This window comes from Kitasatospora sp. NPDC001225, from assembly GCF_053597855.1.
Genome location: NZ_JBSFJC010000024.1, coordinates 53,013 through 75,952 on the forward strand (window position 1 = coordinate 53,013; position 22,940 = coordinate 75,952).

The window sequence follows — 22,940 nt, forward strand, 5'->3', positions numbered from 1 at the left end:
GAGCCGCACCCCGGACGGTAGGCTCGCGGACAGAAGCGGGATCTACCCTCCGTGACCGGCACCACCCAGCGTCGGGACCACAGCGCCGTGGCCGACCCGGTCCCCATTCACGGGGTCACTCTTCACAATGGAAGGAGCCCTGAGACAGGGTGAGCACTGCGCCGACGAACGCATTCGAGTGGACCGATCTGGATGAGCGCACCGTTGACACGGCGCGCGTCCTGGCCATGGACGCTGTCCAGAAGGTCGGTAACGGACACCCCGGGACGGCCATGTCGCTGGCCCCGGCCGCGTACCTGATCTTCCAGCGGTTCCTGCGCCACGACCCGACCGACCCGTCCTGGGTCGGACGCGACCGCTTCGTCCTCTCCCCCGGCCACACCAGCCTGACGCTCTACACCCAGCTCTACCTCGCCGGCTACGGCCTGGAGCTGGACGACCTGAAGGCCTTCCGCGTCGCGGGCAGCCGTACCCCCGGCCACCCCGAGCACGGCCACACCGCGGGTGTGGAGACCACCACCGGCCCGCTGGGCCAGGGCATCGCCAACGCGGTCGGCATGGCGATGGCCGCCCGCTACGAGCGCGGCCTGTTCGACCCGGAGGCCCCGGCCGGCGAGTCCCCCTTCGACCACACGGTCTGGGCGATCGTCTCCGACGGCGACCTGGAGGAGGGCATCTCCGCCGAGGCCTCGTCGCTGGCGGGCCACCAGAAGCTGGGCAACCTGGTCGCCGTCTACGACGACAACCACATCTCGATCGAGGGCGACACCGAGACCGCCTTCTCCGAGGACGTCCTCAAGCGCTACGAGGCGTACGGCTGGCACGTCCAGCGCGTCACCCCGAAGTCCAACGGCGACATCGACGTGGCCGCCCTGGCCGAGGCGCTGGCCGCGGCCAAGGCCGAGACCTCCCGCCCGTCGATGATCGCGATGCGGACGATCATCGCCTGGCCGGCCCCGGACGCCCAGAACACCGCCAAGGCCCACGGCTCCGCGCTCGGCGCCGCCGAGATCGCCGCCACCAAGAAGGTCCTGGGCTTCGACCCGGAGAAGACCTTCGAGGTCAGCGACCAGGTCATCGGGCACGCCCGCCAGGTCATCAAGCGCGGCAAGGCCGCCCGCGACCAGTGGCAGCAGGGCTTCGAGGCCTGGCGCGCCGCCAACCCGCACCGCGCGGCCGAGTTCGACCGCATCGAGGCCGGCGAGCTGCCCGAGGGCTGGAAGAAGGCCGTCCCGTCCTTCCCGGCCGGCAAGGACGTCGCCACCCGCAAGGCCTCCGGCGACACCCTCAAGGCGATCGGCGCGGTGATCCCGGAGCTGTGGGGCGGCTCGGCCGACCTCGCCGAGTCCAACCTCACCACCATCGACGAGGACAGCTCCTTCCTGCCCGAGGGCAACCCGCTGAAGTCGGCGAGCCCGTACGGCCGGACGATCCACTTCGGCATCCGCGAGCACGCCATGGGCTCGACCATGAACGGCATCGCCCTGCACGGGAAGACCCGGGTCTACGGCGGCACCTTCCTGGTCTTCGCCGACTACATGCGCCCGGCCGTCCGCCTGGCCGCGCTGATGAAGCTGCCGGTCACCTACGTCTGGACGCACGACTCGATCGGCCTCGGCGAGGACGGCCCGACCCACCAGCCGGTCGAGCACATGGCCTCGCTGCGCGCCATCCCGGGCCTGGCCATGGTCCGCCCGGCCGACGCCAACGAGACCGCCGTCGCCTGGCGCACCATCGTCGAGCGCCACACCAGCCACCCCGGCCCGGTCGGCCTGGCGCTGACCCGCCAGGGCGTCCCGACCTTCGACCGCGAGGTCTTCGGCTCCGCCGAGGGCACCGCGAAGGGCGGCTACATCCTGGCCGAGGCCTCCACCGGCGACCCGCAGGTGATCCTGCTCGGCACCGGCTCCGAGGTCCAGCTGGCCGTCCAGGCCCGCGAGGCGCTGGAGGCCGAGGGCATCGCCACCCGGGTGGTCTCGCTGCCGTCCTTCGAGTGGTTCCAGGAGCAGGACCAGGCCTACCGCGACAGCGTGCTGCCGCCGTCGGTCAAGGCCCGTGTCTCGGTCGAGGCCGGCATCGCCCAGGGCTGGCGCGAGCTGGTCGGCGACCACGGCCGGATCGTCTCGCTGGAGCACTTCGGCGCCTCCGCCGACTACAAGGTGCTGTTCGAGGAGTTCGGCATCACCACCGAGCGCGTGGTGGCCGAGGCCCACAACGCCCTGCGCTCCCTCGAGGCCGTCAACCGCTAGCGGCCCCCGGGCCGCGTGCCCGCCCGCACGCGGGCACGCGGCCCCCTCCCGACCACCCCACGAAGCAAGAACAAGGGACTGAAGCACCATGACTGACGCACTGAAGCGCCTCAGCGACGAAGGCGTTGCGATCTGGCTGGACGACCTCAGCCGCAAGCGGCTGAACTCCGGCAACCTGGCCGAACTGGTGCAGAACAAGCACGTGGTGGGCGTGACCACCAACCCGACCATCTTCCAGAAGGCCATCGCCGGCTCCGGCGACGACTCCTACGACGGCCAGCTGCGCGACCTCGCCGTCCGCAAGGTCACCACCGACGAGGCGATCCGCATGATCACCACCTCGGACGTGCGCGACGCGGCCGACGTGCTGCGCCCGGTCTACGACGCCTCCAACGGCCGCGACGGCCGGGTCTCCATCGAGGTCGACCCGCGCCTGGCGCACGAGACCGCCACCACCGTGGCCGAGGCCAAGCAGCTGTGGTGGCTGGTCGACCGCCCGAACGTCTTCATCAAGATCCCCGCCACCAAGGCCGGCCTGCCCGCGATCGCCGAGGTCATCGGCAAGGGCATCAGCGTCAACGTCACGCTGATCTTCTCGCTGGAGCGCTACAAGGCCGTCATCGACGCCTACCTGACCGGCCTGGAGACCGCCAAGGCCAAGGGCCTGGACCTCTCCCAGATCGAGTCGGTCGCCTCCTTCTTCGTCTCCCGCGTGGACACCGAGATCGACAAGCGCCTAGACAAGATCGGCGGCGAGGCGAAGGACCTGCGCTCCAAGGCCGCGCTGGCCAACGCCCGCCTCGCCTACCAGGCGTACGAGGAGGTCTTCGGCAGCGTCGACGGCAAGACCGCCGGCAGCGCCCGCTGGGCCGCCCTGGAGGCCGCCGGCGCCAAGCCGCAGCGCCCGCTGTGGGCCTCCACCGGCGTCAAGGACCCGGCCCTGCCGGACACCCTGTACGTCACCGAGCTGGTCGCCCCCGGCACCGTCAACACGATGCCCGAGGCCACCCTGGAGGCCACCGGCGACCACGGTGTGGTCACCGGCAACACGATCGTCCCCAACTACGCCGACGCCAAGGCCGTGCTGGACGCGATCGCCGCCGCCGGCGTGGACTACGACGACGTCGTCCAGCTCCTGGAGGACGAGGGCGTCGAGAAGTTCGAGCAGTCCTGGAACGAGCTGCTCGACACCGTCACCGCCTCGCTCGCCTCCTTCGCCGACGAGAAGTGACCCCTGCTCACAGCCAGCGCACGAAAGCGGAGCCCATCAAGTGAGCACTGATTTCCCCGAGTTGACTCCGGAATCGGACGCGGACGACCTCCCGCCCGCCCCCGTCAACCCGCTTCGTGACCCCTCCGACCGGCGGCTCCCGCGCATCGCGGGGCCGTCCGGTCTGGTCATCTTCGGGGTCACCGGCGACCTGTCCCGCAAGAAGCTGATGCCGGCCATCTACGACCTGGCCAACCGCGGTCTGCTTCCGCCGGGCTTCTCCCTCGTCGGCTTCGCCCGCCGCGAGTGGGACGACGAGGACTTCGCCAAGGAGGTCCACGACGCCGTCCGGGACCACGCCCGCACCCCGTTCCGGGAGGAGGTCTGGCAGCAGCTCGCCAAGGGCATGCGGTTCGTCCACGGAACCTTCGACGACGACGAGGCCTTCGACAAGCTGCGCGAGACCATCGAGGAGCTGGACAAGGCCCAGGGCACCGGCGGCAACTTCGCCTTCTACCTGTCCGTCCCGCCGAAGTTCTTCCCCACCGTCGTCCAGCAGCTCAAGAAGCACGGCCTGGCCGACCCGCCGCAGGGCTCCTGGCGCCGCGCGGTCATCGAGAAGCCCTTCGGCCACGACCTGGAGAGCGCTCAGGAGCTCAACAAGGTCGTCCACGAGGTCTTCCCCCGGGACGAGGTCTTCCGGATCGACCACTACCTGGGCAAGGAGACGGTCCAGAACATCCTGGCGCTGCGCTTCGCCAACCAGATGTTCGAGCCGATCTGGAACCGGTCGTACGTCGACCACGTGCAGATCACCATGGCCGAGGACATCGGCATCGGCGGCCGGGCCGGCTACTACGACGGCATCGGCTCCGCCCGTGACGTGATCCAGAACCACCTGCTCCAGCTGATGGCGCTCACCGCCATCGAGGAGCCCGCCTCCTTCCACCCGAAGGCGCTGGTGGCCGAGAAGCTCAAGGTGCTCAGCGCCGTCAAGCTCCCGGCCGACCTCGGCCGGCACACCGTGCGCGGCCAGTACGCGGCCGGCTGGCAGGGCGGCGAGGAGGTCGTCGGCTACCTGGACGAGGACGGCATCGACCCCGACTCCAAGACCGACACCTACGCGGCCATCAAGCTGGAGATCAACAACCGCCGCTGGGCGGGCGTCCCGTTCTACCTGCGGACCGGCAAGCGCCTGGGCCGCCGGGTGACCGAGATCGCGGTCGTCTTCCAGCGCGCCCCGTACCTGCCCTTCGACTCCTACGCGACCGAGGAGCTGGGGCAGAACGCCCTGGTCATCCGGGTCCAGCCGGACGAGGGCGTGACGGTGCGGTTCGGCTCCAAGGTGCCGGGCACCTCCTTCGAGGTGCGGGACGTCACGATGGACTTCGCCTACGGCGAGTCCTTCACCGAGTCCAGCCCGGAGGCGTACGAGCGGCTCATCCTCGACGTGCTGCTCGGCGACGCCAACCTGTTCCCGCGCCACCAGGAGGTCGAGCTCTCCTGGCAGATCCTCGACCCGATCGAGAAGTACTGGGACACCCACGGCAAGCCCGCCCAGTACGCGGCGGGGACCTGGGGTCCCGTCGAGGCGGACGAGATGCTCGCACGAGACGGCAGGAGCTGGCGCCGGCCATGAAGATCGACCTCACCAACACGACGTCCAGCAAGATCAACGCCGCGCTGATGGAGGCGCGCCGGGCCCGCGGCTCGGGCGCCGCCGGCATGGTGCTCACCCTGGTGATCGTGACCGACGAGGGCAGCGCCTACGACGCCCTCAAGGCCGCCAACGACGCCTCCCGCGAGCACCCGATGCGCACCCTCGCGGTGATCAAGCGCGCCGGGCGCTCGCCCCGGGCCCGCGCCGAGACCCGGCTGGACGCCGAGATCCTGGTCGGCTCCGACGCCGGCTCCGGCGAGACGGTCGTCCTGCGGATGCACGGCGAACTCGCCGCGCACGCCCAGTCGGTGGTCCTGCCGCTGCTGCTGCCGGACGCCCCGACCGTGGTCTGGTGGCCGGACAACGCTCCGCACCACCCGGCGCAGGACCCGCTGGGCTCGATCGCCCAGCGCCGGATCACCGACGCCGTCACCGCCGAGTCCCCGGTCGGCCAGCTCGCCCAGCGCGCGCAGAGCTACACCCCGGGCGACACCGACCTGGCCTGGACCCGGGTCACCGGCTGGCGCTCGATGCTGGCCGCCGCGCTGGACCAGCGGCCGTCCACGATCGTCTCCGCGGTGGTCGAGGGCGAGTCCTACAACCCCAGCGTCGAGCTGCTCGGCCTCTGGCTGACCAACCGGCTCCAGGTGCCCGTCGAGCGGGTCGTCACCAACGGCCCCGGCATCACCGCGGTGCACCTGCGCACCAAGGACGGGGACATCACCCTGGACCGCCCGGACGGCCTGCTGGGCACGCTCTCCATGCCCGGCTCGCCGGACCGCCAGGTGGCGCTCAAGCGGCGCGAGACCTCGGAGCTGATCGCCGAGGAGCTGCGCCGCCTGGACCCGGACGACATCTACGCGACGGCCGTGCGCACGCCCGTCGACCGGCTGCACGAGCCGTCCAACGCCGAGACCGCGGCGGCCGAGCAGGTCGCCCGCGAGGTCGCGGAGGAGGCCGTCGAGGAGGCCGCCGAGGCGGCCGTGGAGCAGGCCGTGGCCAACCCCGAGCGGGTGACCGCCGGGGCGGCGGAGAAGAAGCCCGCCCGCAAGGCCGCCGGCAAGCGCACCGGCAAGGACGGCGCATGACCAACGCGACCCCGCAGCTGGTCGTCCACCGGGACAAGGAGCTGATGGCCCAGGCGGCCGCGGCCCGGCTGATCACCCGGATCGTGGACGCCCAGGCCGCCCGCGGCAGCGCCTCGGTGGTGCTCACCGGCGGGCGCAACGGCAACGCCCTGCTGGCCGCGATCGCCGCCTCCCCGGCGCGCGACGCGGTCGACTGGGGCCGGCTGGACCTCTGGTGGGGCGACGAGCGCTTCCTGCCCGCCGCCGACCCGGAGCGCAACGCCGTCCAGGCCCGCGCCGAGCTGCTGGATGCCGTCCCGCTCGACCCGGCGCGGGTGCACGAGATGCCCGCCTCGGACGGGGTGGACGGCTCGGACGTGGAGGCCGCCGCCGCCCGCTACGCCGAGGAGCTGGCGAAGGCGGCCGGGCCGGGCGACCGGCTCGGCGTCCCGGCCTTCGACGTGCTGCTGCTCGGCGTCGGCCCGGACACCCACGTCGCCTCGCTCTTCCCCGAGCACCCGGGCGTCCGGGAGACCGAGCTGACCGTGGTCGGCGTGCGCGGGGCCCCCAAGCCCCCGCCGACCCGGGTCTCGCTCACCCTCCCGGCGATCCGCACCGCCCGCGAGGTCTGGCTGCTGGCCGCCGGCGAGGACAAGGCGGGCGCGGTCGCGCTGGCCCTGTCCGGCCCCGGCGAGCTCCAGGCGCCCGCCTCCGGCGCGTACGGCCGCAGCCGCACCCTGTGGCTGCTGGACCGCGCCGCCGCGGAGCGGATCCCGCCGCAGCTCTACCCGCCGGCCTCGGCCTGACCGGATCCGGCAACGCCGAAGGGCGCCACCGTCACCGACGGGGGCGCCCTTCGCGCTGTTCTGTCCGGACCGCTGCGTTCCGCTCCGGCGCTCCGCTCAGATCTCGCCGCGGAGCTTCGCCAGCGCCTCGGCCAGGATCGCCTCGCCGTCGGCGTCGGTGCGCCGCTCGCGGACGTAGGCGAGGTGGGTCTTGTACGGCTCGTTGCGCGAGGGCGCCGGCGGGTTGTGCTGGTCCTGGCCGGCCGGGAAGCCGCAGCGCGGGCAGTCCCAGGTGTCCGGGATCGCCGCTTCGGCCGCGAAGCTGGGACGGGTCTCGTGCTTGTTCGCGCACCAGAAGGAGATCCGGTTGCGCGGGGCGGACTCGCCGCGCTCCGCCTCGCCCATCGGGCCGGCCCCGACCCTGCTGCCACGGATGGCATTGCCACTTGCCACGGTCTGACTCCCTGCGTACTGGTGCGCCGACCCGCCGCGGTGCGCGTCGGTGGCGAAAGTCGTCCTAGTGTAAGCAGGAGTTAAGCCTCCGCCACCACCGCCTCCGCACCCGACCGTCCCAGGATAGGCGCTCGGGCGACGGGGCGTCAGGGTTACGTCAGACCGAGGACTTCATCAGCAGGCCGAGGACGATGATGGAGGCGAACCAGCCCAGGCCGACCACGATGGTGATGCGGTCCAGGTTGCGCTCGGCCACCGCCGAACCGCCGCCGGTGGACATCGAGCCACCGCCGAACATGTCGGACAGGCCGCCGCCCTTCCCCTTGTGCAGCAGCACCAGAAGGATCATCAGCAGACTGAAGATGATCAGGGCAATCGAGAACCCGAGAACCACGACGGGACCAACTCTCTCGTATCTTCGGCGAAGGGGCCGGGCCGCGTACGGCGGTCCGGCCCCAAAGCCTACGTTGCTGCGGCGGCGTTAGCCTACTGCCTGCTCACGGTAGCGCACGATCTTGACGAACTCGTCGGCGTCCAGCGAGGCACCGCCGACCAGGCCGCCGTCGATGTCGGGCTTGGCCATCAGGCCGGCCGCGCTCGACGACTTCACCGAACCGCCGTACAGCACCCGGACCTTGCCGGCCAGCTCGGCGTCGTACAGCTCGGCGATCCGCCCGCGGATGGCGGCGCAGACCTCCTGCGCGTCCTCCGGGGTGGCCACCTCGCCGGTGCCGATCGCCCAGACCGGCTCGTAGGCGACCACGATCGACTCGGCCTGGTGGGCCGGGACGTCGGCCAGGCCGCCGTCCAGCTGGGCCAGGGTGTACTCGACGTGGGTGCCGGCCTTGCGGATCTCCAGCGGCTCGCCGACGCACAGGATCGGGGTGACCCCGGCGCGGTAGGCGGCCTTCACCTTGGCGTTGACGATCTCCTCGTTCTCGCCGTGGTACTGGCGGCGCTCGGAGTGGCCGATCACCGCGTAGGTGCACTGGAGCTTGGCCAGCATCGGGCCGGAGACCTCGCCGGTGTAGGCCCCGCCGTCGTGCTGCGAGATGTCCTGCGAGCCGTACTTGATCTTCAGCTTGTCGCCGAAGACCAGGGTCTGCACCGAGCGCAGGTCGGTGAACGGCACCAGGACGGCGACCTCGACGGCCGCGTAGTCCTTGTCGGCCAGCGCGAAGGCCAGCTTCTGGGTGTGCTGGATGGCCTCAAGGTGGTTGAGGTTCATCTTCCAGTTGCCCGCCATCAGCGGGAGACGGTCGGTCATGTGCTGTCAGTCCTCCAGAGCGGCGAGACCGGGGAGGGTCTTGCCCTCCAGGTACTCGAGGCTGGCGCCGCCGCCGGTCGAAATGTGCCCGAACTTCGTCTCGTCGAAGCCCAGGATGCGGACGGCCGCGGCGGAGTCGCCGCCACCGACCACGGTGAACGCGTCGCTGTCGAGCAGGGCCTGCGCGACGGCCTTGGTGCCGTTCGCGTAGTCCGGGTGCTCGAAGACGCCCATCGGGCCGTTCCAGAACACGGTGCCCGCGTCGGCCAGCTTGGCCGCGTACAGCTCGCGGGTCCCGGGGCCGATGTCCAGGCCCTCCTGGTCGGCCGGGATGGCGTCCGCGGCGACGGTCGAGGGGTTCGCCGGGGCCTTGGTCTTGAGGTCCGGGAACTCGGCGGAGACCAGGACGTCGACCGGCAGCACGAACTCGACGCCGCGCGCCTCGGCCCGGGCCAGGTACTCCAGGACGGTCGGGATCTGGTCGGCCTGGAGCAGCGAGATGCCGACCTCGTGGCCCTTGGCCTTGAGGAAGGTGTACGCCATGCCGCCGCCGATCAGGATCCGGTCGGCCTTCTCCAGCAGGTTGTCGATCACGCCGAGCTTGTCGGAGACCTTGGCGCCGCCGAGCACCACCACGTACGGGCGGGCCACGTCCTCGGTGAGCTTCTTCAGCACGCCGACCTCGGTGGCGATCAGGTCGCCCGCGGCGTGCGGCAGCAGGGCCGGCAGGTCGAAGACCGAGGCGTGCTTGCGGTGCACGGCGCCGAAGCCGTCGCCCACGTACAGGTCGGCCAGCGCGGCCAGCTGCTCGGCGAAGGCCTTGCGCTCGGCGTCGTCCTTGCTGGTCTCGCCCGCGTTGAAGCGCAGGTTCTCCAGCAGCGCGACCTCGCCGTCCGCCAGCGCGGCGACGGTGGCCGCGGCGCTGTCACCGACGGTGTCGGTGGCGAAGGCGACGCCCTTGCCGAGGATCTCGCCGAGGCGCTCGGCCGCCGGGGCGAGCGAGAACTGCGGGTCCGGCGCGCCCTTGGGACGGCCGAGGTGCGAGGCGACGACCACCTTCGCGCCGGCCGCGGCCAGCTTGGCGATGGTCGGCGCGACGGCGCGGATGCGGCCGTCGTCGGTGATCGTGCTGCCGTCCAGCGGCACGTTCAGGTCGGCGCGCACGAAGACGCGCTTGCCTTCGACACCGGCTTCGATGAGCTCTTCGATGGTCTTCACGGGGATTCGGATTCTCCTGGGGAGATGGTTGATGCGCAGTGAGGCGGCACGGCGCAGGGGCCGCCTGAGAAGTCCTTGAGCGCGGAACGAGGGCCCGGTCGGCACCGTACGCCGACCAGGCCCTCGCCCCTACATCACGTCAGCTCCCGCGAGGTCAGAGCTGCCCGCCGACGAGGCCGACCAGGTCGACCACGCGGTTCGAGTAGCCCCACTCGTTGTCGTACCAGCCGAGCACCTTGACCTGGTTGCCCTGGACCATGGTCAGCTGCGAGTCGAAGATGCAGGAGTGCGGGTCGTTCACGATGTCCGAGGAGACGATCGGGTCCTCGGTGTAGGCCAGGATGCCCTTGAGCGGGCCCTCCTGGGCGGCCTTCTGGAAGGCCGCGTTGACCTCGTCCTTGGTGACCTCGCGCTCGAGGGTCACGACCAGGTCGGTGATGGAGCCGGTCGGGACCGGGACGCGCAGCGAGGTGCCGTCCAGCTTGCCCTTCAGCTCCGGCAGGACCAGGGCGGTCGCCTTGGCGGCACCGGTCGAGGTCGGGATGATGTTCTGCGAGGCCGCACGAGCACGGCGCAGGTCCTTGTGCGGGAAGTCCAGGGTCACCTGGTCGTTGGTGAACGCGTGGACGGTGGTCATCAGACCCTTGACGATGCCGAAGCTCTCGTTCAGGACCTTCGCCATCGGCGCCACGCAGTTGGTGGTGCACGAGGCGTTGGAGATGACGTGGTGGTTGGCGGCGTCGTACTTCTCGTCGTTGACACCCAGGACGATGGTGACGTCCTCGTCGGTGGCGGGCGCCGAGATGATGACCTTCTTCGCGCCGGCGGCGAGGTGCTTCTTCGCGGCCTCGGCCTTGGTGAAGATGCCGGTGGACTCGACGACGATGTCGGCGCCCAGGGCGGCCCACGGGAGGTTCGCGGGGTCACGCTCGGCGGTCACCTTGAAGGTGTGGCCGTCGACGGTGATGCTGTCCTCGGTGTGCGAGACCTCGGCCTGGAGGGTGCCCAGGGTGGTGTCGTACTTGAGCAGGTGAGCCAGGGTCTTCGTGTCGGTGAGGTCGTTGACACCGACGATCTCGATGTCCGCGCCCTGAGCCTTGACCGCGCGGAAGAAGTTGCGGCCGATGCGGCCGAAGCCGTTGATGCCTACCCGGATCGTCACGAACCGATCTCCTCGTTAGGTACGCCGGGCGCGAGGCCCGGCGGGGGTGAGATTTGGGAAGTCCCCGACCGCCTACGACCCTACCCCTCCGGGGCCTGGGACGGCACATCGCGCCGCCTGGTGAGACCGGGCGTGGCGTGCCCCAAACCCCATTTCAGGCCGTCCGGCCCTGGCCCGCCGGGCAGTTGGTCCCAGCTCAGTGGTCTCTACCAATTCGGGAGTGTCGCGGCTGTCCGGAAACGACCGCGGCCGGCACCCGGGGGGTCCGGGCACCGGCCTTCGTGATCACGGGGTGTGACCGTGGGCGTCAGTTCATCGCCATCTCGTCGGTGAGGCTCGCCTCGGTGCTGGGCAGGCCCAGCTCGGAGGCCCGCTTGTCTGCCATCGCCAGCAGGCGGCGGATCCGGCCGGCCACCGCGTCCTTGGTCAGCGGCGGGTCGGCGAGCGCGCCCAGCTCCTCCAGCGAGGCCTGCTTGTGCTGCATCCGCAGCTGGCCGGCCGCGGCCAGGTGCTCGGGCACCTCGTCGCCGAGGATCTCCAGCGCGCGGGCCACCCGGGCGCCGGCCGCCACCGCGGCGCGGGCCGAGCGGCGCAGGTTGGCGTCGTCGAAGTTGGCCAGCCGGTTGGCGGTGGCGCGCACCTCGCGCCGCATCCGGCGCTCCTCCCAGGCGAGCACCGACTCGTGCGCGCCGAGCCGGGTCAGCAGGGCGCCGATCGCGTCGCCGTCGCGGATCACCACCCGGTCCACGCCGCGCACCTCGCGGGCCTTGGCCGGGATGCCGAGCCGACGGGCGGCGCCGACCAGGGCGAGGGCGGCCTCGGAGCCGGGGCAGGTGATCTCCAGCGAGGAGGAGCGGCCCGGCTCGGTGAGCGAGCCGTGCGCCAGGAAGGCCCCGCGCCAGGCCGCCTCGGCGTCGCAGGTGGCCCCGGAGACGACTGCCGGGGGCAGGCCCCGGATCGGGCGTCCGCGGCCGTCCACGAGCCCGGTCTGGCGCGCGAGCAGCTCGCCGTCCTTGACGACCCTGACCACGAAGCGGCTGCCGCGGCGCAGCCCGCCGGGGGCCATCACCACCAGGTCGGAGGAGTGCCCGAAGATCTCCAGCAGGTCCTTGCGCAGCCGCCGTGCCGCCGCTCCGGTGTCGAGCTCCGCCTCGATCACGATGCGGCCGCTCACGATGTGCAGCCCGCCCGCGAACCGCAGGATCGCCGACACCTCCGCCTTGCGACAGCAGGCCCGGGTGACCGGGAGCCGGCTGATCTCGTCCTTCACCGCTGGAGTCATCGCCATGGCCCGATCCTTCCATGTGTCCGGAAAATCCGGTCGTACGCTGCCGCCAACAGCTCGGGGTCGTGTCGCGGCGTCCCGTCGGTGCGGGCCACCGAGCCGAGCACCAGAGCCGCGCCCATCCGTTCGGCGGCCTTCGCCAGGCCGTCCAGGTCGGCCTGGCCGAAGGCCCCGCCGGTGACGGCGCGCTCGTCCACCAGGATCGCATCCACCGCGAGGTTCGGAGCGTGGTCGGCGATGACCTCCAGGTGGCGCTGCGGGGTGAAGCCCTCGGTCTCCCCGGGCTGGGGGGCCAGGTTCAGGGTGAGCAGGCGGCGGGCGCGGGTCTCGGTGAGCGCCGCGGCCAGCTCGGGCACCAGCAGGTGCGGCAGCACGCTGGTGAACCAGGAGCCGGGGCCGAGCACCACCCAGTCCGCCTCCCGGACGGCGGTGACCGCCTCCGGGACGGCGGGCGGCTCGTCCGGCAGCAGCCGGATCGACTGCACGGTGCCCGGGGTCACCGCGACGTCGGCCTGGCCGCGGACGGCCGTGACCTCGCCGGGGCGCGCCGGGTCGTGGCCGCGGACGGTCGCCTCGATGTCCAGCGGCACCGCCGACATCGGCAGCACCCGGCCCTGCACGTTGAGCAGCCGGCCGACCCAGTCCAGCGCGGCGACCGGGTCGCCCAGCTTCTCCCAGAGCGCGACGATCAGCAGGTTGCCGACGGCGTGGCCGCCGAGCTCGCCGTTGCCGGTGAAGCGCTGCTGGATCACCTCGGACCAGGTGCGGCCCCAGTCGTCGTCCCCGCACAGCGCGGCCAGCGCCTTGCGCAGGTCGCCCGGAGGCAGCACGCCCAGCTCCTCGCGCAGCCGGCCGCTGGAGCCGCCGTCGTCGGCGACGGTGACCACGGCGGTGAGGTCGCTGGTGAGCCGACGAAGTGCGGACAGCGAGGCCGACAGGCCCTGCCCGCCGCCGAGCGCGGTGATCCTCGGGGCCGGGTTGGCGCGGGCGGGACTGCTGCGCGGACGGCCCGGCGCCGTGGGCCGGGCCGGGCTGCCCGCCCGGTCACCGGTCCTGCTCTGCGGCTGCCGCCCGGGCACGTATCCCGCCACACTCACCTCGCGTTCCTCGGCCCGCCGACCACTCCGCCGGCGGGCCCGGCAGGGCGGCGGCGGTTACTCCCGTCCCATGTCACGGTGGACGAGCACCGTCTCGACTCCGTCGGCGATGAGACGCTTGGTCAGACGCTCGGACATGGCGACGCTTCGGTGCTTGCCACCGGTGCAGCCTACGGCAAGCGTCATGTAGCGCTTCCCCTCGCGGCGGTATCCCTCGGTGATGATGCGCAGCAGCTGGGCGTAGCCGTCCAGGAACTCGTTGGCTCCGGGCTGCTGGAAGACGTAGCCGGCGACGTCCGCGTCGGTGCCGGTACGGGCCCGCAGTTCGGGCACCCAGTGCGGGTTGGGCAGGAAGCGGCAGTCCACCACGAGGTCGGCGTCGACCGGCAGGCCGTACTTGAAGCCGAAGGACATCACGGTGGCGCGCAGCTCGGGCTCGTCGTGGTCGGCGAACTGGGCGTCCAGCTTGGCGCGCAGCTGGTGCACGTTGAGGTTGGAGGTGTCGATCACCAGGTCGGCCTCGCCGCGCAGGTCGCGCAGCAGGTCGCGCTCCAGGGCGATGCCGTCCACGATCCGGCCGTCGGCCTGCAGCGGGTGCGGGCGGCGGACGCTCTCGAAGCGGCGCACCAGCGCCTCGTCGGAGGAGTCCAGGAAGACGACCCGCAGCCGGACGCCGCGCTTCTCCAGCTCGTCCAGCGAGGTGAGCAGGTCGTCGAAGAACTGCCGGCCGCGGACGTCCACGACCACGCCGATCCGGGCGACGTTGCCCTGGGAACGGGCGCCCAGGTCGACCATGGTCGGGATCAGGGCCGGCGGCAGGTTGTCCACCACGAACCAGCCGAGGTCCTCCAGGCACTTGGCGGCGGTGGAGCGGCCGGCTCCGGACATACCGGAGATGATCACCAGCTCCGGCGCGTTCTCGGCCACGTCTGACACGGTCACTTCGGTTCCCCGCTCTCGGTCTTTCTGCTGGGGAGTACGCGTACGGCTCGGCCGCCCTTCCCCGGCCCGGGCAGGCGGGCGGGGCCGGGGCACACCGGCTGACGGGCGGCGTCGGCCGTCATGGCGTCTCCTGGGATGGTGCGGTCTGGGGTGCTGCGGCCACCGGCCCGGCGGCCTGCTCGGCCCCGTCCTCGATGATCTCGCCGGTCGCGGTGTTGACCGCGGGTGCGGCGGGTGTACGGGACGACAACGCCTCCGCAACAGTCTGCGCGGTGCGGCGTCCGATGCCGGGTACCTCGCAGAGCTCGTCCACGGTGGCGGCCCGGAGCTTCTTCAGCGAACCGAAGTGCTTGAGCAGCGCCCGGCGGCGAGTCTCGCCGAGGCCCGGGACGGAGTCCAGTTCCCCGGCGGTGAGTCGCTTGGAACGCTTGTTGCGCTGATAGCTGATCGCGAAGCGGTGCGCCTCGTCGCGGACCCGCTGGAGCAGGTAGAGGCCCTCGCTGGAGCGGGGCAGCACCACCGGGTCGTCCTCGCCGGGCAGCCAGACCTCCTCCAGTCGCTTGGCCAGGCCGCACAGCGCGACGTCGTCGATGCCGAGTTCGTCCAGGGCGCGCCTGGCGGCGGCGACCTGCGGCTGGCCGCCGTCGACGACCAGCAGCTGGGGCGGGTAGGCGAAGCGCTTGGGGCGGCCCTCCTCGTCCCGGGTGCCGCCGGCGCCGGTGTCGGGGTCGTCCTCCTCGGGGACGGCCCACTCGCCGGTCTGCTCGCGCTCCTGGAGGTAGCGGCGGAAGCGCCGGCTGATCACCTCGTGCATCGAGCGGACGTCGTCCTGGCCCTCGAAGCCCCTGATCTGGAAGCGCCGGTACTCGCTCTTGCGGGCCAGGCCGTCCTCGAAGACGACCATCGAGGCGACCACGTCCTCGCCCTGGAGGTGGGAGATGTCGTAGCACTCGATGCGCAGCGGGACGGAGTCCAGCTCCAGCGCGTCGGCGATCTCCTGGAGGGCGCGGCTGCGGGTGGTGAGGTCGGAGGCGCGCTTGGTCTTGTGCAGTGCCAGCGCCTGCTGGGCGTTGCGCTGCACGGTGGCCATCAGGTCCTTCTTGTCCCCGCGCTGGGGCACGCGCAGGTCGACCTGGCTGCCGCGCAGGCCGCCGAGCCACTCGCGGACCGGCTCCGCGGGCTCCGGCAGGGCGGGGACGAGCACCTCGCGCGGGACGGACTCGCCGCCGCCGTAGAGCTGCTGGAGGGCGTGCTCGACCAGGCCTGCGGTGTCGACGTCCTCGACCTTGTCGGTGACCCAGCCGCGCTGGCCGCGCACCCGGCCGCCGCGGACGTGGAAGATCTGCACGGCGGCCTCGAGTTCGTCCTCGGCCAGGGCCAGCAGGTCGGCGTCGGTGGCGTCGGCGAGCACGATGGCGTTCTTCTCCATCGCGCGCTTGAGGGCGCCGATGTCGTCCCGCAGCCGGGCCGCCTTCTCGTACTCCAGCTCGGCGGCGGCCTCCTGCATCTCGTCTTCCAGCCGGCGCAGGTAGTTGCCGGTGCGCCCGGCCATGAAGTCGCAGAAGTCCTCGGCCAGCGCGCGGTGTTCGTCCGCCGAGACCTTGCCGACGCAGGGCGCGGCGCACTTGCCGATGTAGCCGAGCAGGCAGGGCCGGCCGACCTGGCGGGCGCGCTTGAAGACGCCGTTGGAGCAGGTGCGGACGGGGAAGACGCGCAGCAGCAGGTCGACCGTCTCGCGGATCGCCCAGGCGTGCCCGTACGGGCCGAAGTAGCGCACGCCCTTCTTGTGCGCCCCGCGCATCACCTGGACCCGCGGGTACTCCTCGTTCAGGGTGACGGCGAGCTCCGGATAGCTCTTGTCGTCGCGGTACTTGACGTTGAACCGCGGGTCGTACTCCTTGATCCAGGAGTACTCCAGCTGGAGCGCCTCGACCTCGGTGGCGACCACCGTCCACTCCACCGAGGCGGCGGTGGTGACCATGGTCGCGGTGCGCGGGTGCAGGCCGGCCAGGTCCTGGAAGTAGGACGACAGGCGCGGCCGCAGGCTCTTGGCCTTGCCGACGTAGATGACCCGGCCGTGGGCGTCGCGGAACTTGTAGACGCCGGGGGAGGTCGGGATCGCACCGGGCGCCGGGCGGTAGGTGCTCGGGTCAGCCATGGGTCCACCGTACCGAGTGGGGCCGGGGCCGCGGGGCGGAGATCGTCAGGGGGGACCGTGGCGGTCGGGAGGCGCTCAACTCGGTCAGCTCGGGGTCACCTTGAGGTTGCCGGCCTCGACCGTGACGGTGTAGGCGGGCAGCGGGGAGGAGGCCGGTCCGTCCTGCACGGCGCCGTCGGTGATGGCGAACCGGCTGCCGTGGCAGGGGCACTGGATCTGGTTGTTCTTGACCTGGTCCACGAGGCAGCCGGCGTGGGTGCACCGGGCGTTGAACGCCTTGTACTGGCCGGCGGTGGGCTGGGTCACCACGATCTTCTGCTCGCGGAAGACCTTGCCGCCGCCCTCCGGCACGGCCGAGGCCGGGCCGAGGTCGACCGGGCCCTTGGGGGCGCTGCCGCCGGAGGACGAGGAGCTGCACCCGGTGACCGCCACGGTGCCGCCGGCCGCCAGGACGGCCGCGGCCCCGCAGAGCACGGTGCGGCGGGAGGCGGTGGGGCTGGTCTCGGGGGCCTCGGACATCGGTGCGCTCCTACGGGTACGGCTGGTGCGGGGACCACGGAAGTCTATGTCGCGCCCACCCCGCCGCTCCCGGGAGTCCCCGGGTGCGGCGGGGTGGGCGGACGGGGCTACTTCTTCGCGGCGGCCGCGCGCTTGCGCGGCGCCTTCTTCGCCGGGGCGGCGGCCGGGGCGTCCGCGAAACCGGCCGGCAGGATGTCCCGCAGGAACTTGCCGGTGTGGCTCTCCGGGACGGCGGCGATCTGCTCCGGGGTGCCCTCGGCGACCACGGTGCCGCCGCCGGAGCCGCCCTCGGGGCCCATGTCGACGATCCAGTCGGCGGTCTTGATCACATCGAGGTTGTGCTCGATGACGATCACCGTGTTGCCCTTCTCCACCAGCCCGCTGAGCACCTTGATCAGCTTGCTGATGTCCTCGAAGTGCAGGCCGGTGGTGGGCTCGTCCAGCACGTAGACCGTCCGCCCGGTGGAGCGCTTCTGGAGCTCCGAGGCGAGCTTGACGCGCTGCGCCTCGCCGCCGGAGAGCGTCGGCGCCGACTGGCCGAGCCGGACGTAGCCGAGGCCGACGTCGTTGAGCGTCCGCAGGTGCCGGGCGATCGCCGGGACGGCCTCGAAGAAGCCCAGCGCCTCCTCGATCGGCATGTCCAGCACCTCGGCGATGGACTTGCCCTTGTAGTGGACCTCCAGCGTCTCCCGGTTGTACCGGGCGCCGTGGCAGACCTCGCACGGCACGTAGACGTCCGGCAGGAAGTTCATCTCGATCTTGATGGTGCCGTCGCCCGAGCAGTTCTCGCAGCGGCCGCCCTTGACGTTGAAGGAGAACCGGCCGGGCAGGTAGCCGCGGACCTTGGCCTCCTGCGTCTCCGCGAAGAGCCGGCGGACGTGGTCGAACACCCCGGTGTAGGTGGCCGGGTTGGAGCGCGGGGTGCGGCCGATCGGCGACTGGTCGACGTGCACCACCTTGTCCACCTGGTCGGTGCCGGTGATCCGGGTGTGCCGGCCGGGCACGCTGCGGGCGCCGTTCAGCTCCCGGGCGAGGTGGGTGTACAGGATGTCGTTGACCAGCGTCGACTTGCCGGAGCCGGAGACGCCGGTGATCGCGGTGAAGGTGCCGAGCGGGAAGCCGACCGTGACGTCCTTGAGGTTGTGCTCGCGGGCGCCGTGGACCGTCAGCTGGCGCTTCTTGTCCCGCTCGCGGCGGGTGGCCGGGATCGGGATGGACCGCTTGCCGGAGAGGTACTGGCCGGTCAGCGACTCCTTGTTGGTGAGCAGCTGCTTCAGCGAACCGGAGTGCACCACCTTGCCGCCGTGCTCGCCGGCGCCCGGGCCGATGTCGACCACCCAGTCCGCCGTCTTGATGGTGTCCTCGTCGTGCTCGACGACGATCAGGGTGTTGCCGATGTCGCGCAGCCGCACCAGCGTCTCGATCAGCCGGTGGTTGTCCCGCTGGTGCAGGCCGATGGACGGCTCGTCCAGCACGTACAGCACGCCGACCAGGCCGGAGCCGATCTGGGTGGCCAGCCGGATGCGCTGGGCCTCGCCGCCGGACAGGGTGCCGGCCGCGCGGTCGAGCGAGAGGTAGTCCAGGCCGACGTCGACCAGGAAGCGCAGCCGCTCGTTGACCTCCTTGAGGACCCGCTCGGCGATCTGCTTGTCCCGGGCGTTGAGCCGCATCGCGCCGAGGAACTCGGAGCAGTCGCTGATCGACATCGAGGAGACGTCGGCGATCGACCTGCCCTCGACGGTGACCGCGAGGACCACCGGCTTGAGCCGGGTGCCCTGGCACGTCGGGCAGGGCACCTCGCGCATGTAGCCCTCGAAGCGCTCGCGGCTGCTGTCGCTCTCCGCCTCGGTGTGCCGGCGCTGGATGAACGGGATCGCGCCCTCGAAGCCGGTGCTGTACGAGCGCTCGCGGCCGAAGCGGTTGCGGTAGCGGACCTCCACCTGGTGCTTGTGCCCGTACAGCAGCGCCTTCTTCGCGCGGGCGGGCAGCCCGGCCCAGGGGATGTCGGTGCGGAAGCCGAGCTCCCCGGCCAGCGCGTCGATCAGGCGCTGGAAGTACTCCTTGGCGTGCCCGGCCGACCACGGGTGGATCGCGCCCTCGTCCAGCGAGCGCTCGACGTCGGGCACCACCAGCTCCGGGTCGACCTCCATCCGGTTGCCCAGGCCCGAGCAGTCCGGGCAGGCGCCGAACGGCGAGTTGAAGGAGAACGAGCGCGGCTCCAGCTCCTCGAACGACACGTCGTCGTACGGGCAGTAGAGGTGCTCGGAGTACATCCGCTCGCGCTCCGGGTCGTCCTCGGGGAGGTCGACGAAGTCGAGCACGACCATGCCGCCGGACAGCCGTAGGGCCGTCTCCACCGAGTCGGTGAGCCGCCGCTTGGCGCTGTCCTTCACGGTCAGGCGGTCGATGACCACCTCGATGGTGTGCTTCTCCTGCTTCTTGAGCTTCGGCGGCTCGGCGAGCTGGATCGTCCCGCCGTCGACCCGGGCGCGGGAGTAGCCCTTGGACTGGAGGTCGGCGAAGAGGTCGACGAACTCGCCCTTGCGCTCGCGCACCACCGGGCTGAGCACCTGGAACCGGGTGCCCTCGGCGAGCTCCAGCACCTTGTCCACGATCGCCTGCGGCGACTGCTTGGCGATCGGGCGGCCGCAGTGCGGACAGTGCGGCTTGCCGATCCGGGCGAACAGCAGGCGCAGGTAGTCGTAGACCTCGGTGATGGTGCCGACGGTCGAACGGGGGTTGCGGTTGGTGGACTTCTGGTCGATCGAGACGGCCGGGGAGAGGCCCTCGATGAAGTCCACGTCGGGCTTGTCCATCTGCCCGAGGAACTGACGGGCGTAGGAGGACAGCGACTCGACGTAGCGGCGCTGGCCCTCGGCGAAGATCGTGTCGAAGGCGAGCGAGGACTTGCCGGAGCCGGAGAGGCCCGTGAAGACGATGAGGGAGTCGCGGGGCAGGTCGAGCGAGACGTTCTTGAGGTTGTGCTCGCGAGCACCGCGGACGATGAGGCGGTCGGCCACTGCTTCTGGCGCCTTTCTCCGGGGCGAGAGGGCTTGCGTTGGGATGTGCTGCTTCTTCCAGGATGCGGCAGCCAGCCTATAGCTCAGACGTTCGAATATCGACCTTGTCCAGCCGGGACCACCCGAACGAGTGAGGCCACCCCCCGGGCCGTCCGTACCCGCACGGTGCGCGTACCCGAAAACCCCCTGCTCAGGGCCCGGATTCGGCGGTAGCGTCACCTGGTCAACGAGCGAAGCCCGCTCCGGGCAACGCCCCGTTCCGCACGGAAGGCAGATTCGATGACCGACCCGAGGTCCGCCGCCGACTCCTGGCTCGGCCAGGTCGAGGAGAGCACCGGGCGCCTGCTGCGCACCGTCGCCGGGCTGAAGCCCGACGCCGTCGCCGAGCCCTCCGCCCTCCCCGGCTGGACGAAGGGCCACGTGCTGGCCCACCTCGCCCGCAACGCCGACTCCCTGGTCAACCTGCTGACCGGCGCCCGCACCGGCACCGACGTCCCGCAGTACGCCAGCCACGAGGCCCGCGACCAGGACATCGAGCGCGACGCGCCCCGCCCGCTCGACGCCCACCTCGCCGACCTGCGCGCGTCCCACGAGCGCTTCCTGGCCGCCGCCGCGCAGCTGACCGACGACGCCTGGGCGGCGTCCGTCAAGCACCGCTTCGGCTACGTCTTCCCGGCCCACCAGATCCCGCACAAGCGCCTGCTGGAGCTGGAGTACCACCACGTCGACCTGGCCGCCGGCCACACCCCGGCGGACTGGCCGGAGGACTTCGCCGTCGCCCAGTTCCGCAAGCTCGCCGCCGGCCTGGCCGGGGAGGCCGGCCTGCCGGCCGTCGAGCTGGTCGCCGACGACACCGACGACCGCGCCGTCATCGGCACCGGCGAGCCCGCCCTCACCGTCCGGGGCCCCGTCCGCGCCCTCACCGCCTGGCTCTCCGGCCGCTCCGCCGGCGACGCCCTGCACCGCACCCCCGACACCGCCCTGCCCCCGCTTCCCCCCATGGGCTGACGGCGCGAGGATGATGCCAGGGAGATCCACACGACGAGGAGCAGACGGATGACGTACCACGGAGCGGTCAAGGTCGGCGGACCGCCGGACGTGCGGGAACTGGCCCACCTGATCATCACCAAGGTGGCCGTCGGCCCGTACGACAACAACGCCTACCTGCTGCGCTGCCGGGCCACCGACGAACAGCTCCTGATCGACGCGGCCGCCGACGCGCCGGTGCTGCTGGAGACCGTCGGGGACGACCTCGAGACGGTGGTCACCACCCACCGCCACCACGACCACTGGGGCGCGCTGGCCGAGGTGGTCGCCACCACCGGTGCCCGGACGGCCGCCGGCGAGCACGACGCCGAGGGCATCGACGTCCCCACCGAGCTGCTGCTCGCGGACGGCGACACGCTCCGGGTCGGCGAGGTGGAGCTCACCGTCCGGCACCTGGTCGGCCACACCCCGGGCGCCATCGTGCTCGTCTACGACGACCCGCAGGGCCACCAGCACGTCTTCACCGGCGACTGCCTCTTCCCGGGCGGCGTCGGCAACACCTGGGGCGACCCGGAGGCCTTCCGGACCCTCTACCGGGACGTCACCGAGAAGATCTTCGACGCCCTCCCCGACGAGGCCTGGGTCTACCCCGGCCACGGCTCCGACACCACCGTCGGCGCCGAGCGCCCGCACCTCGACGAGTGGCGCGAGCGCGGCTGGTAGCCCCTCCCCCGCCGCACGGCCGAGGCCCCCGTGACCGTTTCCGGTCGCGGGGGCCTCGGCGGTGCCCGGCGCCGTGCGGCGCAGGAACGTCAGGCGTCAGGCGTCAGGCGTCAGGCGTCAGGCGTCAGGCGTCAGGCGTCAGGCGTCGAGCTTCTCCTGCTCGGCGGACTCGGCCTTCTTCGCGGCCCGCAGGCTGGTGAAGGTGGTGACCGCCAGGACGACCACGATGAAGCCCAGCGAGAACGGGATGCCGATCTCCGGGGCCCAGGTCGCGCCCGCCTCGTGCGCGGCGTGCAGCACCAGCTTCACGCCGATGAAGCCGAGGATCACCGACAGGCCGTACGACAGGTGGACCAGCTTCTTCAGCAGGCCGCCGATCAGGAAGTACAGCTGGCGCAGCCCCATCAGGGCGAAGGCGTTGGCGGTGAAGACGATGTACGGGTCCTGGGTCAGGCCGAAGATCGCCGGGATCGAGTCCAGCGCGAACAGCACGTCGGTGGTGCCGATCGCCAGCATGACGACCAGCATCGGGGTGATCAGCCGGCGGCCGTTCTCCCGGACGAACAGCTTGGTGCCGCGGTAGTCCTCGGTGGCCGGGAAGCGGCGGGTGATCGACTTGAGGACACGGTTCTCCTCGAACTCCTCGTCGCCCTCGTCCTCGGCGCGGGCCTCCTTGATCAGCTTCCAGGCCGTCCAGATCAGGAAGGCGCCGAAGATGAAGAACACCCAGGAGAACTCGGCGACCAGCGCGGCACCGCCGGCGATGAACACCGCCCGGAGCACCAGCGCGATGATCACACCGAACATCAGCACGCGCTGCTGATAGATCCTGGGCACCGCGAACTTGCCCATGATCAGGATGAACACGAAGAGGTTGTCGACACTGAGCGACTTCTCGGTGATGTAGCCGGCGAAGAACTCGCCCGCCGGCTCCCCACCGGAGTGCCACCAGAGGAAGCCGCCGAAGAGCACCGCCAGGGCGACCCAGACGGCCGTCCAGATCCCGGCCTCCTTGATCGAGACCTCGTGCGGCTTGCGCCCTCCGATGAAGAAGTCCGCCACGACCAGTGCGATCAGCACCAGGATCGTGGAAACCCACATGGTTACGGAAACGTCCACTACTGCTCCTCCGGCAGGT

The 22,940-nt window shown here is 71.6% G+C and carries 19 protein-coding genes; 7 read left to right on the forward strand and 12 right to left on the reverse strand.

What is annotated here, in order from left to right:
- Positions 1–149 precede the first annotated feature (149 nt).
- From tkt to pgl, 5 genes are all read left to right on the forward strand, one after another.
- Positions 150–2,249, forward strand: coding sequence for a transketolase (tkt, locus tag ACWDCZ_RS11145; protein WP_074001673.1), 2,100 nt, complete (start codon positions 150–152; stop codon positions 2,247–2,249).
- A gap of 88 nt (positions 2,250–2,337) precedes the next feature.
- Complete coding sequence (tal, locus tag ACWDCZ_RS11150; protein WP_074001674.1) at positions 2,338–3,480, forward strand: transaldolase; 1,143 nt, start codon at positions 2,338–2,340, stop codon at positions 3,478–3,480.
- 61 nt (positions 3,481–3,541) lie between these two features.
- On the forward strand, positions 3,542–5,098 hold the full coding sequence (gene zwf, locus ACWDCZ_RS11155) for a glucose-6-phosphate dehydrogenase (protein WP_049649618.1): 1,557 nt from the start codon (positions 3,542–3,544) through the stop codon (positions 5,096–5,098).
- Positions 5,095–6,207: a glucose-6-phosphate dehydrogenase assembly protein OpcA gene (gene opcA / locus ACWDCZ_RS11160; RefSeq protein WP_380744582.1), complete on the forward strand. Its 1,113-nt coding sequence runs from the start codon at positions 5,095–5,097 to the stop codon at positions 6,205–6,207. Before zwf ends, opcA begins: the two co-directional genes overlap by 4 nt.
- Positions 6,204–6,992, forward strand: a complete 789-nt coding sequence (pgl, locus tag ACWDCZ_RS11165; RefSeq protein WP_049649616.1) for a 6-phosphogluconolactonase — start codon at positions 6,204–6,206, stop codon at positions 6,990–6,992. The genes opcA and pgl overlap by 4 nt, the downstream gene beginning before the upstream one ends.
- Positions 6,993–7,088: 96 nt before the next feature.
- Here the strand turns inward: pgl and ACWDCZ_RS11170 are convergent, their stop codons facing one another.
- From ACWDCZ_RS11170 to uvrA, 11 genes are all read right to left on the reverse strand, one after another.
- Positions 7,089–7,376, reverse strand: coding sequence for an RNA polymerase-binding protein RbpA (locus ACWDCZ_RS11170; RefSeq protein WP_030238413.1), 288 nt, complete (start codon positions 7,374–7,376; stop codon positions 7,089–7,091).
- Between the two features lie 205 nt (positions 7,377–7,581).
- Positions 7,582–7,818 (reverse strand): preprotein translocase subunit SecG, encoded by a 237-nt coding sequence (gene secG / locus ACWDCZ_RS11175; RefSeq protein WP_049649615.1) that lies wholly within the window; start codon positions 7,816–7,818, stop codon positions 7,582–7,584.
- 87 nt (positions 7,819–7,905) lie between these two features.
- Positions 7,906–8,691 carry a triose-phosphate isomerase gene (gene tpiA / locus ACWDCZ_RS11180; RefSeq protein WP_049649614.1) on the reverse strand — a complete coding sequence of 262 codons (786 nt, stop codon included), beginning with the start codon at positions 8,689–8,691 and terminating at the stop codon, positions 7,906–7,908.
- Positions 8,692–8,697: 6 nt separating this feature from the next.
- Positions 8,698–9,909 (reverse strand): phosphoglycerate kinase, encoded by a 1,212-nt coding sequence (locus ACWDCZ_RS11185; protein ID WP_449815797.1) that lies wholly within the window; start codon positions 9,907–9,909, stop codon positions 8,698–8,700.
- Between the two features lie 154 nt (positions 9,910–10,063).
- On the reverse strand, positions 10,064–11,071 hold the full coding sequence (gap, locus tag ACWDCZ_RS11190) for a type I glyceraldehyde-3-phosphate dehydrogenase (RefSeq protein WP_049649612.1): 1,008 nt from the start codon (positions 11,069–11,071) through the stop codon (positions 10,064–10,066).
- Positions 11,072–11,378: 307 nt separating this feature from the next.
- Entirely contained in the window at positions 11,379–12,359 is a 981-nt protein-coding gene (gene whiA, locus ACWDCZ_RS11195) for a DNA-binding protein WhiA (protein WP_049649611.1), read from the reverse strand.
- On the reverse strand, positions 12,350–13,447 hold the full coding sequence (locus tag ACWDCZ_RS11200; RefSeq protein ID WP_079271949.1) for a gluconeogenesis factor YvcK family protein: 1,098 nt from the start codon (positions 13,445–13,447) through the stop codon (positions 12,350–12,352). The genes whiA and ACWDCZ_RS11200 overlap by 10 nt, the downstream gene beginning before the upstream one ends.
- 63 nt (positions 13,448–13,510) lie before the next feature.
- Complete coding sequence (gene rapZ, locus ACWDCZ_RS11205; RefSeq protein WP_234348205.1) at positions 13,511–14,395, reverse strand: RNase adapter RapZ; 885 nt, start codon at positions 14,393–14,395, stop codon at positions 13,511–13,513.
- Positions 14,396–14,513: 118 nt separating this feature from the next.
- Complete coding sequence (uvrC, locus tag ACWDCZ_RS11210) at positions 14,514–16,553, reverse strand: excinuclease ABC subunit UvrC (RefSeq protein ID WP_049649609.1); 2,040 nt, start codon at positions 16,551–16,553, stop codon at positions 14,514–14,516.
- Between the two features lie 84 nt (positions 16,554–16,637).
- Positions 16,638–17,072, reverse strand: a complete 435-nt coding sequence (locus ACWDCZ_RS11215; protein ID WP_380744579.1) for a Rieske (2Fe-2S) protein — start codon at positions 17,070–17,072, stop codon at positions 16,638–16,640.
- A 107-nt stretch (positions 17,073–17,179) separates the two neighbouring features.
- Positions 17,180–20,092: an excinuclease ABC subunit UvrA gene (gene uvrA / locus ACWDCZ_RS11220; protein WP_049649607.1), complete on the reverse strand. Its 2,913-nt coding sequence runs from the start codon at positions 20,090–20,092 to the stop codon at positions 17,180–17,182.
- Positions 20,093–20,371: 279 nt separating this feature from the next.
- Between uvrA and ACWDCZ_RS11225 the strand changes: the two genes are divergently transcribed.
- Positions 20,372–21,100, forward strand: a complete 729-nt coding sequence (locus ACWDCZ_RS11225; RefSeq protein ID WP_117489947.1) for a maleylpyruvate isomerase family mycothiol-dependent enzyme — start codon at positions 20,372–20,374, stop codon at positions 21,098–21,100.
- Between the two features lie 48 nt (positions 21,101–21,148).
- Positions 21,149–21,802, forward strand: coding sequence for an MBL fold metallo-hydrolase (locus ACWDCZ_RS11230; protein WP_049649605.1), 654 nt, complete (start codon positions 21,149–21,151; stop codon positions 21,800–21,802).
- Positions 21,803–21,940: 138 nt separating this feature from the next.
- Here ACWDCZ_RS11230 and ACWDCZ_RS11235 read toward each other — a convergent pair whose 3' ends face one another.
- Positions 21,941–22,921 (reverse strand): TerC family protein, encoded by a 981-nt coding sequence (locus ACWDCZ_RS11235; RefSeq protein ID WP_449815798.1) that lies wholly within the window; start codon positions 22,919–22,921, stop codon positions 21,941–21,943.
- Positions 22,922–22,940 lie beyond the last annotated feature (19 nt).

Bases quoted from the DNA above. Each gene is read 5' to 3' on its own strand.
- tal (WP_074001674.1), top strand. From the start codon at position 2,338: ATGACTGACGCACTGAAGCGCCTCAGCGACGAAGGCGTTGCGATCTGG.
- opcA (WP_380744582.1), top strand. From the start codon at position 5,095: ATGAAGATCGACCTCACCAACACGACGTCCAGCAAGATCAACGCCGCG.
- pgl (WP_049649616.1), top strand. From the start codon at position 6,204: ATGACCAACGCGACCCCGCAGCTGGTCGTCCACCGGGACAAGGAGCTG.
- ACWDCZ_RS11170 (WP_030238413.1), bottom strand. From the start codon at position 7,376: ATGGGCGAGGCGGAGCGCGGCGAGTCCGCCCCGCGCAACCGGATCTCC.
- tpiA (WP_049649614.1), bottom strand. From the start codon at position 8,691: ATGACCGACCGTCTCCCGCTGATGGCGGGCAACTGGAAGATGAACCTC.
- whiA (WP_049649611.1), bottom strand. From the start codon at position 12,359: ATGGCGATGACTCCAGCGGTGAAGGACGAGATCAGCCGGCTCCCGGTC.
- uvrC (WP_049649609.1), bottom strand. From the start codon at position 16,553: ATGGCTGACCCGAGCACCTACCGCCCGGCGCCCGGTGCGATCCCGACC.
- ACWDCZ_RS11215 (WP_380744579.1), bottom strand. From the start codon at position 17,072: ATGTCCGAGGCCCCCGAGACCAGCCCCACCGCCTCCCGCCGCACCGTG.
- ACWDCZ_RS11225 (WP_117489947.1), top strand. From the start codon at position 20,372: ATGACCGACCCGAGGTCCGCCGCCGACTCCTGGCTCGGCCAGGTCGAG.
- ACWDCZ_RS11230 (WP_049649605.1), top strand. From the start codon at position 21,149: ATGACGTACCACGGAGCGGTCAAGGTCGGCGGACCGCCGGACGTGCGG.